At 65.3% G+C, this 14250-nt stretch carries 14 protein-coding genes; 11 read left to right on the forward strand and 3 right to left on the reverse strand.

From position 1 onward, the window contains the following. Positions 1–1485 (forward strand): branched-chain amino acid ABC transporter ATP-binding protein/permease (locus ACXJMY_RS33865; RefSeq protein WP_456623695.1); only part of this gene is annotated, 1485 nt, incomplete at its 5' end. Then, positions 1482–2213 carry an ABC transporter ATP-binding protein gene (locus tag ACXJMY_RS33870; protein ID WP_456623696.1) on the forward strand — a complete coding sequence of 244 codons (732 nt, stop codon included), beginning with the start codon at positions 1482–1484 and terminating at the stop codon, positions 2211–2213. The genes ACXJMY_RS33865 and ACXJMY_RS33870, both read left to right, overlap by 4 nt. A gap of 183 nt (positions 2214–2396) precedes the next feature. Here ACXJMY_RS33870 and ACXJMY_RS33875 read toward each other — a convergent pair whose 3' ends face one another. Then, positions 2397–3020 carry a pyridoxamine 5'-phosphate oxidase family protein gene (locus tag ACXJMY_RS33875; RefSeq protein WP_456623697.1) on the reverse strand — a complete coding sequence of 208 codons (624 nt, stop codon included), beginning with the start codon at positions 3018–3020 and terminating at the stop codon, positions 2397–2399. Between the two features lie 120 nt (positions 3021–3140). Here ACXJMY_RS33875 and ACXJMY_RS33880 point away from each other — a divergent pair, with 120 nt between their 5' ends. Then, positions 3141–4025, forward strand: a complete 885-nt coding sequence (locus ACXJMY_RS33880; RefSeq protein ID WP_456623698.1) for a LysR family transcriptional regulator — start codon at positions 3141–3143, stop codon at positions 4023–4025. A 144-nt stretch (positions 4026–4169) separates the two neighbouring features. Here the strand turns inward: ACXJMY_RS33880 and ACXJMY_RS33885 are convergent, their stop codons facing one another. Together ACXJMY_RS33885 and pobA are read right to left on the reverse strand one after the other, a co-directional pair. After that, positions 4170–4589 carry a PaaI family thioesterase gene (locus ACXJMY_RS33885; protein ID WP_456623699.1) on the reverse strand — a complete coding sequence of 140 codons (420 nt, stop codon included), beginning with the start codon at positions 4587–4589 and terminating at the stop codon, positions 4170–4172. Between the two features lie 328 nt (positions 4590–4917). Continuing rightward, positions 4918–6087, reverse strand: a complete 1170-nt coding sequence (pobA, locus tag ACXJMY_RS33890; RefSeq protein WP_456623700.1) for a 4-hydroxybenzoate 3-monooxygenase — start codon at positions 6085–6087, stop codon at positions 4918–4920. Between the two features lie 260 nt (positions 6088–6347). Here pobA and ACXJMY_RS33895 point away from each other — a divergent pair, with 260 nt between their 5' ends. The 8 genes from ACXJMY_RS33895 to ACXJMY_RS33930 all read left to right on the forward strand — a co-directional run bounded on the left by ACXJMY_RS33895 (position 6348) and on the right by ACXJMY_RS33930 (position 14244). Further along, positions 6348–7364, forward strand: a complete 1017-nt coding sequence (locus ACXJMY_RS33895) for a TRAP transporter substrate-binding protein (RefSeq protein WP_456623701.1) — start codon at positions 6348–6350, stop codon at positions 7362–7364. A 210-nt stretch (positions 7365–7574) separates the two neighbouring features. Further along, the gene (locus ACXJMY_RS33900; protein WP_456623702.1) at positions 7575–8084 is read left to right on the forward strand and encodes a TRAP transporter small permease; all 510 of its coding nucleotides are present in this window, start codon (positions 7575–7577) and stop codon (positions 8082–8084) included. A gap of 2 nt (positions 8085–8086) precedes the next feature. Beyond that, positions 8087–9406, forward strand: coding sequence for a TRAP transporter large permease (locus ACXJMY_RS33905; protein WP_456623703.1), 1320 nt, complete (start codon positions 8087–8089; stop codon positions 9404–9406). Positions 9407–9417: 11 nt separating this feature from the next. Next, on the forward strand, positions 9418–9879 hold the full coding sequence (locus ACXJMY_RS33910; RefSeq protein WP_456623704.1) for a DUF3237 domain-containing protein: 462 nt from the start codon (positions 9418–9420) through the stop codon (positions 9877–9879). A gap of 88 nt (positions 9880–9967) precedes the next feature. Beyond that, a complete protein-coding gene (locus tag ACXJMY_RS33915; RefSeq protein WP_456623705.1) occupies positions 9968–10639 on the forward strand; it encodes a DUF2270 domain-containing protein in 672 nt (223 codons plus the stop codon). A 128-nt stretch (positions 10640–10767) separates the two neighbouring features. Next, complete coding sequence (locus ACXJMY_RS33920; protein ID WP_456623706.1) at positions 10768–11577, forward strand: crotonase/enoyl-CoA hydratase family protein; 810 nt, start codon at positions 10768–10770, stop codon at positions 11575–11577. Then, complete coding sequence (locus ACXJMY_RS33925) at positions 11574–13457, forward strand: feruloyl-CoA synthase (protein ID WP_456623707.1); 1884 nt, start codon at positions 11574–11576, stop codon at positions 13455–13457. The genes ACXJMY_RS33920 and ACXJMY_RS33925 overlap by 4 nt, the downstream gene beginning before the upstream one ends. Positions 13458–13482: 25 nt before the next feature. Then, the gene (locus tag ACXJMY_RS33930) at positions 13483–14244 is read left to right on the forward strand and encodes an SDR family NAD(P)-dependent oxidoreductase (RefSeq protein WP_456623708.1); all 762 of its coding nucleotides are present in this window, start codon (positions 13483–13485) and stop codon (positions 14242–14244) included. Positions 14245–14250: the final 6 nt, after the last annotated feature.

The following is a 14250-nucleotide window of genomic DNA, read 5'->3' on the forward strand; positions in this document are numbered from 1 at the left end:
GTGCTGCTCGGCCTCGTCACCGTCCGCCTCTCCGGCCATTATCTGCCGCTCGGTACGCTGGCCTGGGGTCTCGGCCTGTTCTACCTGTTCAGCAAGCTCGAGTTTTTGGGCCGCAACGACGGCATCTCGGCGATCCCGCCGCTGTCGATCGGCGCGTACAAGATGCTCTCGCCCGGCTCGATCTATTACGCGATCTGGGTTGCGGTGATCCTCTCGGCGCTGCTCACCATGAACCTGCTGGACTCCCGCACCGGCCGCGCCATCCGCGCGCTGCGGCGCGGCCATGTCGCGGCCGAGGCGTTCGGCGTGCACACGCCGCGGGCAAAGCTCTTGGTGTTCATCCATGCCGCGGTGCTCGCCGGCCTCTCCGGCTGGCTCTACGCCCACCTCCAGCGCGCGGTAAACCCGACGCCGTTCGGCGCCCAGGCCGGCATCGAATATCTCTTCATCGCGGTGGTCGGCGGCGCCGGCTATGTCTGGGGCGGCGTGCTCGGCGCGGCGATCGTCGTGGTCCTGAAAGAGGTGCTGCAAAGCTATCTGCCGCTGATCCTGCCGGGCTCCGGCCAGGTCGAGACCATCGTGTTCGGCATCATGCTGGTGGCGCTGCTCCAGCTCGCACCCGGCGGCGTCTGGCCGTTGCTGATGTCGTTCCTGCCCGAGCGCACCCGTGGCCGGAAGCCGGACACCTCGCTGAAGCTCGAGGCGCGCACCCGCGCGGCCGGCCCGGCGAGCGTCCTGCTCCAGGTCGACAAGGCGCGAAAGCAGTTCGGCGGCGTCATTGCCGTCAACAACGTCTCCTTCGACGTCCAGGCTCGCGAGATCGTCGCGCTGATCGGGCCGAACGGCGCCGGCAAGAGCACGACGTTCAACCTGATCACCGGCGTGCTGTCGGCCACCTCGGGCTCGATCTCGGTGCTCGGCAAGAAGGTCGACAACGCGCCGCCGCAGGAGATCGTCAAGCTCGGCATCTCCCGCACCTTCCAGCATGTGAAGCTGGTGCCCGACATGACTGTGCTGGAGAACGTCGCGATCGGCGCGCATCTGCGCGGTCATTCCGGTCCGCTCTCCTCGATGCTGCGGCTCGACCGCGCCGATGAGGCAAAACTGCTCGCCGAAGCCGCCCGCCAGATCGAGCGGGTGGGCCTGGCCGACCAGATGCACCAGCTCGCGGGCTCGCTGTCGCTGGGCCAGCAGCGCATCGTCGAGATCGCGCGCGCGCTGTGCGTCGATCCGATGCTGCTGCTGCTCGACGAGCCGGCCGCGGGCCTGCGCCACATGGAAAAGCAGCGGCTCGCGACGCTGTTGCGCGAGCTGCGCGACGGCGGCATGAGCGTGCTGCTGGTCGAGCACGACATGGGCTTTGTGATGAACCTCGCCGACCGCATCGTGGTGCTCGATTTCGGCACCAAGATCGCGGAGGGCACGCCGGCCACGATCAAGACCAATCCCGAAGTGATCAAGGCCTATCTCGGAGTGGCGGCATGAGCGCGCTGTTGTCCGTCACCGACGCGCATGTCGCCTATGGCAAGGTCGAAGCCGTGCGCTCGGTCTCGCTCGAAGTCGGCCAGAACCAGATCGTCACCATCGTCGGCGCCAACGGCGCCGGCAAGACCACGCTGCTGTCCGCCATCATGGGCATTTTGCCGCTGAAGGGCCGTGTCGCCTTTGCAGGCCACGACCTCGCCCGGCTCGACATCGAGGACCGCGTCGCGATGGGGCTCGGCCTCGTGCCGGAGCACCGCGAATTGTTCGTGACCATGAATGTCGAGGACAATCTCGAGCTCGGGGCCTTCCGCATCGAGAAGAGCAAGGCGAAGGCCTCGATGGAGCGGGTCTACACCCTGTTCCCGCGGCTGAAGGAGCGGCGCAAGCAGCTCGCCGGCACGCTCTCCGGCGGCGAGCAGCAGATGCTGGCGATGGGCCGCGCGCTGATGGGCGCGCCGAAGCTCTTGATGCTGGACGAACCGAGCCTGGGACTGGCGCCGATCATCGTCGCCGACATTTTTCGCATCGTCACCGAGCTGCGCGCCAGCGGCGTCTCGGTGCTGCTCGTGGAACAAAACGCGCAGGCCGCGCTGAAGATCGCGGACCGGGCTTACGTGATGGAGCTCGGCGAGTTCGTGCTGAGCGGCAAGGCCAGCGACGTCGCGGCGAACGAGCGGGTGGCAGCGAGCTATCTCGGCTTCCAGCACGAGGGCGCGAGCGTGTTGTAGGTCTCTCCTCTCCCTCTCCCCGTTCTTACGGGGCCGCGACGAGCTGCGCTCGCAATGACGGTGTGGACGGAGCAAGTGCCATATCGACCAGATCGATTCGCGGAGAGTCCCCCTCACCCGGAATCCGCGCTACGCGCGAATTCCGGCCTCTCCCCGCAAGCGGGGAGAGGCGAAGACCGTCGCCTAGCTTGCCACCTTCTCACCCTTCAACGCCGCCACCTCCGCCTCCAGCTCCGCGATCCTTGCATCCCTCGCCGCCAGCGCCGCCGCGACATCCGCGGCGTCGAATTTCTGCGGAATGTGCTGCGGGCAATTGGTGTCCCAGGCTGCGATCTTGAAGACGATCACCTGCTCCGGCCGCGCCCGATAGCCTTTCGGCATCAGCGACTGCGTCAGCGCGTCGTCGTCCTCGACCACGCGCGCCTCGCCCCAGAGCTTCACCCGGCGGCGATGGGCGTAATCCATGACGAAGATGTAGGCCTTGGGATTCTCCGACAGGTTGCCCTGCGTGATGTATTGCCGGTTGCCGGCGTAGTCCGTGAAAGCCAGCGTCTGCTTATCAAGCACCTTCAAAAACCCCTTCGGGCCGCCGCGGTGCTGGATGTAGGGCTGGCCATCGGCCGAGGCGGTGGCGAAATAAAAGCTGTCGGCATCGGCCAGGAACGCCGCGAGGTTCTCATCGACCTCGGTGCGCCAGCCGCGCTGCTCGGCATGGGCATAGCCTTCGCGCGATCCCTTTCGGGTCTGGATTTCCTTCACCGCCGGCGTGAAGGCCACGTCGCTGGCGTAGGTGTGAGTTGCGGTCATCGGAGCATCTCCTGAATTCCGGCGCATCTCTGCGTCTTTCGGGGTCTAAAATGGACCTTCCGGCGGCTAAAACAATCAGCCCGCTTGACACTTCATCATTGCAATATATGCAATAATGCCATGGACCGCCTCGACGCCATGCACGTCTTCGTCACCGTGGCCGATCTGCGCGGCTTTGCGCCGGCGGCACGCAGGCTGCGGCTGTCGCCTTCGGCGGTGACGCGGATGATCGCCGCGCTGGAGGAGCATCTCGGCGCGCGGCTGTTGCAGCGGACCACCCGGCAGGTCACCCTGACCGATGTCGGCACGCGCTATCTCGAACGCGCCAGGCGGATCCTCGCCGATGTCGAGGAGGCCGACGGCGCCGCGCGGGAGGAGCGCAACCGGCCGAGCGGGCGATTGGTGGTGTCGGCGCCGGTCGGCTTCGGCCGGCTCCATGTCGGGCCGATCATGACCGCCTATCTCAAGCGCTATCCCGAGGTCGCCTGCGAATTGCGGCTGTCGGACCACATCGTCAATTTGGTGGAAGACGCTGTCGATGCCGCGGTGCGGATCGGCCATCTCGCCGATTCCTCGCTGGTGGCGCGCCAGGTCGGCGAGATGCGGCGGATCGTGGTGGCTGCGCCCGGCTATCTGAAGCGCCATGGCGAGCCGAAGACGCCGGAGGCATTGCCCGAGCATCAGACCATCCAGTTCGGCCCCTGGTCCGCATGGCGCTTCCTGCGCGAGGGCCGCGACATCGAGGTGACGCCCACGCCCCGCTTCATCAGCAACAGCGCCGACGCGGCGCTGCAATATGCCGAGGCCGGCGGTGGCGTGACGCGGGTGCTGGCTTATCAGGCCGCCGAGGGCTTGCGGCGCGGGCGGCTGAAGATCGTGCTGGCGAACTACGAGCAGCCGGCGCTGCCGATCCACATCGTCTACCCGACCTCGCGCCTGCTCTCGGCCAAGGTGCGGGCATTCATCGATCTCGTGGTGGAGACGACGGAGTGGCGGTTTGGGTGAGACCCCTGTCGCGGACGCGCCGCGGAGCGGCGCAGAGCCGGGACCCAGAAGGCGGCTGGTCTCCGTTTGCGTGGGAGGGCCCCGGCTCTGCAGCGCACCACGCCGCAAACGCGGCGCGCTGCGCTGCGTCCGGGGCACGAGAGGCTACCCCTTCTTCGGCACCACGCGGAACGTCCCGCTCGCCCGCGCGATCACAACGCCATCGGCCTTGATCAGGCACTGCGCGAAACAGATCGTCTTGCCGGTCTTGATCACGTCGCTCTCGATCGAACACCACTGGCCGATCTCGGCGGAGCCGACGAAATCGACCGAGAGCGAGACCGTCACGAAGGACGTGGTCCAGTTCGTGACAAGCGCGCAGCTGTAGCCCATGGCATTGTCGGCGAGCGCTGTGATGAGGCCGCCATGGATCAGCCCGCGGCCGTTGGTGTGCGGCCTTGCCAACCGCAGGCCGATGATGACGGCCTTGTCGGTGTTCCTTGAGTAAAGCGGCTCCCAGGGTTCGGTGAGAGGGCTCTTGCGGAAGAGCGGTTCGAAGCCGGCGGGGATGTCGGTAGAGGTCATGGGTTTCTCGCGTCGCTGGTGGGGTTGCCGCCATTGAACGCGATGTGGATGACGGTTTCACCGCCTACAAAGTTTTAAACGGAATTTGCGCGGGTGTTTGAAATGAGCACTCCCGTCATTGCGAGGAGCGAAGCGACGAAGCAATCCAGAATCTTTCCGCGGAGAGTCTCTGGATTGCTTCGCTTCGCTCGCAATGACGACGTGGAGGCAGCGTACGCCCCCGTAGGGTGGGCAAAGGCGCATCGCGCCGTGCCCACCATCTCTCCACCATTGAGAAAGTGGTGGGCACGCTACGCTTTGCCCACCCTACGGCACCAATGGCACCGTCCTAAAACGGCAGCCCCACATAATTCTCCGACAGCGACGTCATCGCGGCCTGCGAGTGCGTGACGTAGTCGAGCTCGGCGAGCTGGATGCGCGCGCCGATGGTGCCGGTGTCGGGGAATTTGTGCAGCATCGAGGTCATCCACCAGGAGAAGCGCACGGCCTTCCAGACCCGTGCGAGCGCCTTGGCGGAATAGGCCTCGATCCCGGCGTTCGACTTCTCGTCGTAGAATTCGCGCAAGGCGCTCGCGAGATAATGCGCGTCGCTGGCCGCCAGGTTCAATCCCTTGGCGCCGGTCGGCGGCACGATATGGGCGGCGTCGCCGCACAGGAACATCTTGCCGAAGCGCATCGGTTCGGCGACGAAGCTGCGCAGCGGCGCGATGCTTTTCTCGATCGAGGGGCCCGTGATCAGGCTGTCGGCCGCCTCCTGGTCGAGCCGGCGCTTCAATTCGTCCCAGAAGCGATCGTCAGGCCACTGGTCGACGTGATCGTCGAGCGAGCACTGCACGTAATGCCGGCTGCGCTTCGTCGAGCGCATGGTGCAGAGTGCAAAGCCGCGGGCGTGGTTGGAATAGATCAGCTCATGGCTGACCGGCGGCGTCTCCGACAAGATGCCGAGCCAGCCGAACGGATAGACGCGCTCGAACTCCTCGATGGCCTGCGCCGGGACGCTCGCGCGGCTGATGCCATGGAAGCCGTCGCAGCCGGCGATGAAGTCGCAATCGATCTCGTGGGTGACGCCGTCCTTGACCCAGGTTACGCGCGGGTGACCGCCGTCGAAATCGTGCGGTTGAACATCCTTGGCCTCGTAGACCGTGGTCAGGCCGGCCGCTTTGCGCGCATTCATCAGGTCGAGCGTGACCTCGGTCTGGCCGTAGATCATGACCGTCTTGCCGGTCGCGGCCTTCATGTCGATGCGATGACGGCGGCCGGAAAAGGCGAGCTCGATGCCCTCATGCAGCAGGCCTTCCGCATACGCGCGTGCGCCGGCTCCGACCTGATCGAGCAACGCGACGGTTCCTTCCTCCAGGAGGCCGGCGCGGATGCGCCCGAGCACATAGTCGGGGCTCTGCCGCTCCAGAATGAAATTGTCGATGCCGTAATTGTGCAGCAGTTGCCCAAGCAACAATCCCGCCGGCCCGGCCCCGATGATTGCGACTTTTGTCCGCAATACTTGCTCCTCCCGATCCTGTAGGGTGCACCGCGGCTCGCTTGTCGCGGCCGTCCGCGCACGATAATTATAACATATAACGGTTGGGCAAAAGGGGAGTGCGCCCGAGCAGCGACAAATCCATGCAACATGGCTGACGTAGATGACGTGGCGGCACGCCGCGCCAGTTCCGGCTTGAACGCGCCAGCCAATTAGATAACATGTTAATTAACGAGACCGGGCCATCGAAGCCCGCCGTTGACAACAGGGAGAGACGACTGATGAGGACAATTTGTCTGGCGTTGCTGCTGGCAGCAGGCGTGACGCCTGCGTTCGCGCAGGACAAGACCTTCGACCTGAAGATCTCGCACTGGGTGCCGGCCTCGCATCCGCTGCAGAAGTCGCTGGAGGACTGGGCGGCCGCGGTCGAGAAGGATTCCGGCGGCACCATCAAGGGCAAGGTGTTTCCAGCCCAGCAGCTCGGCAAGGCCTTCGACCATTACGACATGGCCCGCGACGGCATCGCCGACGTCACCTATGTCAATCCCGGCTATCAGCCCGGCCGTTTCCCGATCGTCGGCGCCGGCGAGCTGCCGTTCCTGATCTCGGACGCCAAGGGCGGCTCGATGGGGCTGGACGCCTGGTATCGGAAGTACGCCGAGAAGGAGATGAAGGACGTCAAATACTGCCTCGCCTTCGTCCACTCGCCCTCCTCGTTCCACTCCCGCACCAAGAAGGTCGTGGCGCCGGAAGACGTGAAGGGGATGAAGATCCGCCCGGCCCACGCCACCATGGCGAATTTCGTCACCTCGCTCGGCGGCACCAATGTGCAGTCCTCCGCGCCCGAAGTGCGCGACATCATCGAGCGCGGCGTCGCCGATGCGGTCACCTTCCCCTGGGGCTCGCTGGTGCTGTTCGGCATCGACAAGGTGACCAAGTACGACATGGAGGCGCCGCTCTACACCACCACGTTCGTGTTCGTGATCAACAAGGACAAGTACAATGCGATGTCCGACAAGCAAAAGGCCGCGATCGACAAGAACTGCTCGATCGAGATGGCGGGCGTGGTCGGCGAGCACTGGGGCAAGTTCGAGGACGCCGGCATCGACAAGGTGAAGGCGGAATCGGGTCACGAGGTCTACAAGCTGACGCCGGAGCAGACCGCCGCCTGGAAGAAGGCCGCCGAGCCGCTGGTCAAGACCTGGGCTGACGGCGCCAAGAAGACCGGCGCCGATCCCGATGCCGCGCTGGCGGATTTGAAGGCGTCGCTGAAGAAGTACAACGCGCTGGCGGAGTGACGCGATGGCAGGCTCTTCTTCCCCCTCTCCCCGTTCTTACGGGGAGAGGGTTGGGGTGAGGGGCCGCCTCCGCAAAAATAGTGGCAGATGGGCTCGCGGAGAGTCCCCCTCACCCGCCACGCTTCGCGTGTCGGCCTCTCCCCGCACGCGGGGAGAGGCGAAGTGCGGCGACATCTGGATCAAGAGAATGACATCACACAGGAAACACCCATGAAGCGCGCCTGGATGGATCGCGTCATCGACTCGATCGAATGGATCGCGGCCGGCTTCGTCGGCATCGTCGCGCTCGACATCTTCCTGTCGGTGCTGCTGCGCAACACGCTGAACTATTCGATTCCCGACAGCTTCGACATCGGCCGCATGCTGCTCGGCATCCTCATTTTCTGGGGCATCGCCGCGACCTCCTATCGCGGCACCCACATCACGGTCGATCTGGTGTGGGCCAATGTCGGGCCGCGCTACCAGCGCTGGATCGACGTGTTCGCGACACTGGTGCTGCTGTTCGTCGTCAGCGTGCAGACCTGGACCCTGTTCGACAAGGTGCGCGGCACCTACAACGACAACGTCCAGACCTTCGACATGCACATGCCGACCTGGCCGTTCTTCGCGGTCGCCTGGATCGGCGATATCTCCGCGGTGCTGCTGATCGCGATCCGCACCTACCGGCTGATCTTCCATCCCGAAGAAATGCACGACCCCAAGCTGAAGGCGACGGAGTAATCATGAGCACCGATGCTGTCGCCGTTCTCGGCTTCGTTTCCCTGTTCGCCCTGATGCTGCTGCGCGTGCCCGTCGGCATGGCCATGGGCCTGGTCGGCGTCTGCGGCTTCTCTTACCTTGTCAGCGGAACGGCGGCGCTGAAACTGGTCGGCCAGACCTCGATGCGGACGGTCACCGACTACACCTTCGGCGTCATCCCGATGTTCCTGCTGATGGGCTCCTTCGTCAGCCATTCCGGCATGAGCCGCGAGCTGTTCCGCGCCGCCAACGGCTTTGTCGGGCATTTGCGTGGCGGGCTCGGCATCGCCACCGTCGGCGCCTGCGGCGGCTTTGCCGCGATCTGCGGCTCCTCGGTCGCGACCGCCGCGACCTTCTCCGCGGTCGCCTACCCGGAGATGCGCCGGTTCGGCTATCCGCAGTCCTTTGCCACCGGCGTGATCGCGGCCGGCGGCACGCTGGGTGCGATGCTGCCGCCCTCCACCGTGCTCGCGGTCTACGGCATCATCACCGAGCAGGACATCGGAAAGCTGTTCATCGCCGGCATCATCCCGGGCCTGCTGGCGATGACCATGTACATGATCACCATCTTCCTGATCGGGTATTTCCGGCCCGACTTCCTGCCCAAGGGCAAGGTGACGCCGTGGCGCGAGCGCTTTGCCGGGTTGAAGGAGATCTGGGCGCCGGTGCTGCTGTTCGTGTTCGTCATCGGCGGCCTCTACGGCCTGCCGTTCCTGCCGCGCTTCACGCCGACGGAAGCCGGCGGCGTCGGCGCCGCCGGCGCCTTCATCATCGGCGTGGCCACCGGACGGCTCGACCGCGAAAAGATCCTGGCCTCGCTGCTCCAGGCGACGCGCACCGCGGCCGCGGTGTTCACCGTGCTGATCGGCGCCTTGATCTTCGGCTACTTCCTCACGGTGACGCAGACGCCGCAGAAGGTGACCGAATTCCTGACCGGCCTCGGCCTCGGCGCCTACGGCGTGCTGGCGCTGATCATGGTGATGTATCTCGTGCTCGGCTGCCTGATGGACGCCATGGCGATGATCATCCTCACCGTGCCGATCATCTTCCCCGTCATCATGCATCTCGGTTTCGACCCGATCTGGTTCGGCGTCATCATCGTCATGACCGTGGAGCTCGGCCTGATCCACCCGCCGGTCGGCATGAACGTCTTCGTCATCAAGAGCGTGGTGAAGGACGTCTCCTTCTCCACCATCTTCAAGGGCGTGATCCCGTTCGTGGCGACCGACCTGGTGCGGCTGGTGATCCTGATCGCATTTCCGCTGCTGGCGACGTGGCTGCCGACGCGGATGATGGCGCATTGAGAGGCGAAGCGATGGACACGCCGACGCTCGAAACCAAATACGTCTTCACCCTCACCGTGCGCATCGGCGACGTCATCACCGCCGGCGAGACCGGCATCGGGGTCCGCCGCATCATTCCGATCATCGGCGGCGAGGTCACCGGCACGATCAGCGGCAAGGTGCTGCCGTTCGGGGCCGATTTCCAGACCATCCGCCCCAACGAGCTGATCGATCTCGAAGCCAGATACGCCTTCGAGACCGACGACGGCGCCACCGTCTATATCGAGAACAAGGGCATGCGCTTCGGCCCGGTGGAGCTGTTGCAGAAGCTCAAGCGCGGCGAGCCGGTCGATCCCAAGCTGATCTATTTCCGCACCGTGCCGCGGTTCGAGACCGGACACGAGAAGTATCGATGGCTGATGCAGCACATTTTTGTCGCTTCAGCCGCGCGACACGCGGACCGCGTGGTGATCGACGTGCATCAGGTGATGTGAGGAATCGGTCTTTGACCTGGGGCGGACCTGGTTCAGAATGTAATCTGCGCCAAGTTGTGCAGACCACGGGAGTCCCACCATGTCTCTTATGGCTTCCAGCGAACCAGTCCCCCGACACAGCTTCGACTCCGCCGAAATGGGCGCCATCGCTCATCTCTACCGCGGCGAGGTCTATCGATCGACGATCTGGCGAACGCGGCTCGACAACACGACCAATTGGGCGATCGTCACCATGGGCATCGCGCTGTCGACGACATTCTCGAGCCCGGAGGCTTCGCCTCTGCCACTCGTACTCGTCGGACTGCTCCTTGCCGTGTTCCTTGGTATGGAGGCGCGGCGTTATCGCTATTTCAATGTCTGGCGTGCCCGGGCTCGTTGGCTAGAGAGGAATTTCTATGCGCCAATCTTCACCGGTGAAACGCACGATGATAGCTGGAAGGCTGTTCTCGCGCGCGACTACACTGCGCCCCGCCATCACATTTCATTTGTCCGCGCTGCCGGACGGCGGTTGCGTCGCAACTACGTCTGGATCCTCGCCATCCAGGCGACCGCCTATTACGGCAAGATTGCCATCCATCCGACGCCTGCAGTGACCTTGACGGAACTTATCGATCGCGCCGCCGTCGGACCGATTCCCGGCTGGGCCGTTCTGATCGTGGGCTTTGCCTACAATTTCGGGTGGCTGGCGTTTGCGCTCGGCACGATGTGGCTCGACCAACGCGAGCACGGGACCAAGGGCGACCAGGTGGCGATGGGCTGATGACACCGGCGGTTACCCGTTCCTGGGGGAGCCGAGGCGAGCGTAGCTGCCCCGCCGCCTGGGAGGGCTCCCCACCTTGACTCCTCGCAAATTCGTTATACAACATAACTATTCTGACAAGGACGCAAATGACACAGGGAAACGCCGAGACCGCTGACGCGGGTGCCTCCGGGCTGTTGAGGATCGAGCGGGCGGACCGGGTCCTGACCGTGGGTCTGAACCGGCCGGCCAAGCGCAACGCGCTGAACGACGGCATCATCCTGGAAATCGGCGAGTGCTTTGCGTCCCTGCCCGAGGATATCGGCGCGGTCGTCATCCACGGCATCGGCGATCATTTCTCCTCCGGCCTCGACCTGTCCGAACTCCAGGATCATGACGCCACCGGCGGGCTGCTGCATTCGCAGATGTGGCACCGGGTGTTCGACCGCATCCAGTACAGCCGCGTGCCGGTCATTGCGGCGCTGAAGGGCGCCGTGATCGGCGGCGGGCTGGAGCTGGCCTGCGCGGCGCATATCCGCGTCGCCGAGCCCTCGACCTACTTTGCGCTGCCGGAAGGCCAGCGCGGCATCTTCGTCGGCGGCGGCGGCTCGGTGCGGCTGCCGCGGCTGATCGGCGTGGCGCGGATGATGGACATGATGCTGACGGGACGCGTCTATACCGCGACCGAGGGCGCGTCCTACGGCTTTACCCAATATGTGACGGAGGCCGGCAACGGGCTCGGCAAGGCGCTGGAGCTTGCGACCAAGGTCGCCTCCAACGCGCCGCTGACCAATTTCGCCGTGCTCCAGGCGCTGCCGATGATCGCGGAGGCCAATCCGCAGACCGGCCTGTTGATGGAATCGCTGATGGCGACGGTGGCGCAGAGCGACAAGGAAGCAAAGCGCCGGATCCGCGAGTTCCTCGAGCACAAGACCGCCAAGGTAAAGCCGAAGTCATGAGCGCGCAGCCGTCCTCTTCCAGCATGGAGCGCGGCGCGAGCACTTCTCCGCTGCGGCCGATCTCGTTCGGCGATCCCGCAATCGACATCGAGCGCCGCGATGACGGCACGATTTACCTCAGGCCGAAGCAGCCGCTCGGCGACTATCCCGCCCGCATCACCGACCGCCTGCATCACTGGGCGAACACCACGCCGGACCGCGTCTTCATGGCGGAACGCGAAGGCGGCCGCTTCTGGCGCAAGATCAGCTACGCCGAGCTGCTCACCGCGAGCCGGCACATCGCCTCCGCGCTGATTGCGCGCGGCCTGTCGGCGGAGCGGCCGGTCGTGATCCTGTCCGGCAATTCGATCGACCACGCGCTGCTTGCCTTCGGCGCGTTCTATGCCGGCATTCCGTTCTGCCCGGTGTCGCCGGCCTATTCGCTGGTGTCGAAGGATTACGGAAAGCTCTCCTACCTGATGAAGCTGCTGACACCGGGCCTCGTCTTCGCCGAGGACGCCGACAGATTCGCGGATGCGCTCGCCGCCAACGTCTCGCTCGGCACCGAGATCGCCGCATCCTACGGCGCCGTGCCGGGGCGTGACGTCACCACGCTGGCCGACCTCATGGCGACGCCGATCCGCGGCGATCTCGACGCGGTGCACGGCAGGATCGGCCCCGACACCATCGCAAAATTCCTGCTGACGTCGGGCTCGACCGGCAATCCCAAGGCCGTCATCAACACCCAGCGCATGATCTGCGCCAACCAGGTGATGCTGCGCGAGACGCTCGCCTTCCTCAAGGACGAGCCGCCCGTCATCATCGACTGGCTGCCCTGGAATCACACCTTTGGCGGCAACCACAATATCGGGCTGACGCTCTACAATGGCGGCTCGATGTATCTCGACGCCGGCAAGCCGATGCCCGGCGGCATCGAGGAGACCGTGCGCAATCTCCAGGAGATTTCACCGACGGTCTATTTCAACGTGCCCAAGGGCTACGAGTCGCTGCTGCCTTACTTGCGCGACGACCAGGGCCTGCGCGCAAAGTTCTTCGACCGGCTGCACGCGATGTTCTTCTCGGGCGCGGCACTCTCGCCGTTCGTCTGGAACAGCCTCGACGAGCTCGCGGTCAAGGAGAAGGGCTACCGCGTGCCGATGCTCACCGGCTTAGGGGCGACCGAGACCGCGCCGTTCTTCATGTCGGTCAATCCGCGCACCAGCCGCTCCGGCCATGTCGGGCTTCCGGTGTCGGGCAATGACGCCAAGCTGGTGCCGAACAACGGCAAGCTCGAGGTGCGCTGCAAGGGACCGAACGTGATGCCCGGCTACTGGCGTCAACCCGAGATCACCGCAAAATCCTTCGACGAAGAGGGGTTCTACAAGCTCGGCGATGCCCTGAAGCCGTCCGACCCCGATGATTTCAATGCCGGCTTCGATTTCGACGGCCGCATCGGTGAGGATTTCAAGCTCGCGAGCGGGACCTGGGTCAGCGTCGGCCCGCTGCGCGCGCGCTTCGTCGGGGCCTGCGCACCGCTGGTGCGCGACGTCGTCATCGCCGGCATCAACCGCGACGAGATCTCCGCGCTCGTGGTGCTCGATCTCGACGGCTGCCGCCTGGTCAACCCGACGCTGCCGGCCGACGATCTCGTCGTGACCGCACGCGACCGGCTGGTGCGCGAGGCCTTCCGCGAGCGCCTGACCGCCTTCCTCGGCTCCGCCACCGGCTCCTCGACGCGGATCACGCGCGCGATCCTCATGGAAACGCCGCTGTCGATCGACAAGGGCGAGGTCACCGACAAGGGCTCGATCAACCAGCGCGCGGTGCTGGAACATCGCAACGCGTTGATCGAGGAGCTCTACGCTGCCAATCCGTCGGACCGTGTGATATCGGTCGGATAAACAAACACCGCCACAGGAGAACGCCATGTTGTTAAGGGATCAGGCAGCCATCGTGACCGGTGGCGCATCGGGACTGGGCGCGGCGACCGCGCGAAAGCTGGCGGCGCAGGGCGCCAGGGTCGCGGTCTGCGATCTCAACGCCAAGCTCGCCGAAACCGTCGCCGCCGAGATCAAGGGCGTGGCCGTGACCTGCGACGTCTCCGATGCCGCCTCGGCCGAAGCCGCCATTGCCGCGGCCACCAAGGCCCACGGCCCGGCGCGCGTGCTGGTCAACTGCGCCGGCATCGGCGTCGCCAAGCGCGTGGTCGGCCGCGACGGGCCGATGGCGCTCGCCGATTTCGACAAGGTGATCAAGGTCAATCTGATCGGCACCTTCAACATGCTTCGCCTCGCCGCTACGGAAATGTCCAAGCTCGAGCCGCAGGCGACCGGTGAGCGCGGCGTCATCATCAACACGGCCTCCGTTGCCGCCTATGACGGCCAGATCGGGCAGTCGGCCTATTCGGCCTCCAAGGGCGGCATCGTCGGCATGACGCTGCCGATCGCGCGCGAGCTCGCGCAGTTCGGCGTCCGCGTGCTGACGATTGCACCCGGCCTGTTCCTGACGCCGCTGCTCGCCAACCTGCCGCAGGAAGCCCAGGATTCGCTCGCCGCCGCGATCCCCTTCCCGCGCCGGCTCGGCCATGCCGACGAATTCGCCGCGCTCGCGCTGCACATGGTCGAGAATTCGTACCTCAACGGCGAAGTGGTCCGGCTCGACGGCTCGCTGCGCATGGCGCCGAAGTAAGGCGCA

The organism is Bradyrhizobium sp. P5_C12, from assembly GCF_054049735.1.

Bases quoted from the DNA above. Each gene is read 5' to 3' on its own strand.
- ACXJMY_RS33870 (WP_456623696.1), top strand. From the start codon at position 1,482: ATGAGCGCGCTGTTGTCCGTCACCGACGCGCATGTCGCCTATGGCAAG.
- ACXJMY_RS33875 (WP_456623697.1), bottom strand. From the start codon at position 3,020: ATGACCGCAACTCACACCTACGCCAGCGACGTGGCCTTCACGCCGGCG.
- ACXJMY_RS33880 (WP_456623698.1), top strand. From the start codon at position 3,141: ATGGACCGCCTCGACGCCATGCACGTCTTCGTCACCGTGGCCGATCTG.
- ACXJMY_RS33885 (WP_456623699.1), bottom strand. From the start codon at position 4,589: ATGACCTCTACCGACATCCCCGCCGGCTTCGAACCGCTCTTCCGCAAG.
- ACXJMY_RS33895 (WP_456623701.1), top strand. From the start codon at position 6,348: ATGAGGACAATTTGTCTGGCGTTGCTGCTGGCAGCAGGCGTGACGCCT.
- ACXJMY_RS33900 (WP_456623702.1), top strand. From the start codon at position 7,575: ATGAAGCGCGCCTGGATGGATCGCGTCATCGACTCGATCGAATGGATC.
- ACXJMY_RS33905 (WP_456623703.1), top strand. From the start codon at position 8,087: ATGAGCACCGATGCTGTCGCCGTTCTCGGCTTCGTTTCCCTGTTCGCC.
- ACXJMY_RS33910 (WP_456623704.1), top strand. From the start codon at position 9,418: ATGGACACGCCGACGCTCGAAACCAAATACGTCTTCACCCTCACCGTG.
- ACXJMY_RS33915 (WP_456623705.1), top strand. From the start codon at position 9,968: ATGGCTTCCAGCGAACCAGTCCCCCGACACAGCTTCGACTCCGCCGAA.
- ACXJMY_RS33920 (WP_456623706.1), top strand. From the start codon at position 10,768: ATGACACAGGGAAACGCCGAGACCGCTGACGCGGGTGCCTCCGGGCTG.
- ACXJMY_RS33925 (WP_456623707.1), top strand. From the start codon at position 11,574: ATGAGCGCGCAGCCGTCCTCTTCCAGCATGGAGCGCGGCGCGAGCACT.
- ACXJMY_RS33930 (WP_456623708.1), top strand. From the start codon at position 13,483: ATGTTGTTAAGGGATCAGGCAGCCATCGTGACCGGTGGCGCATCGGGA.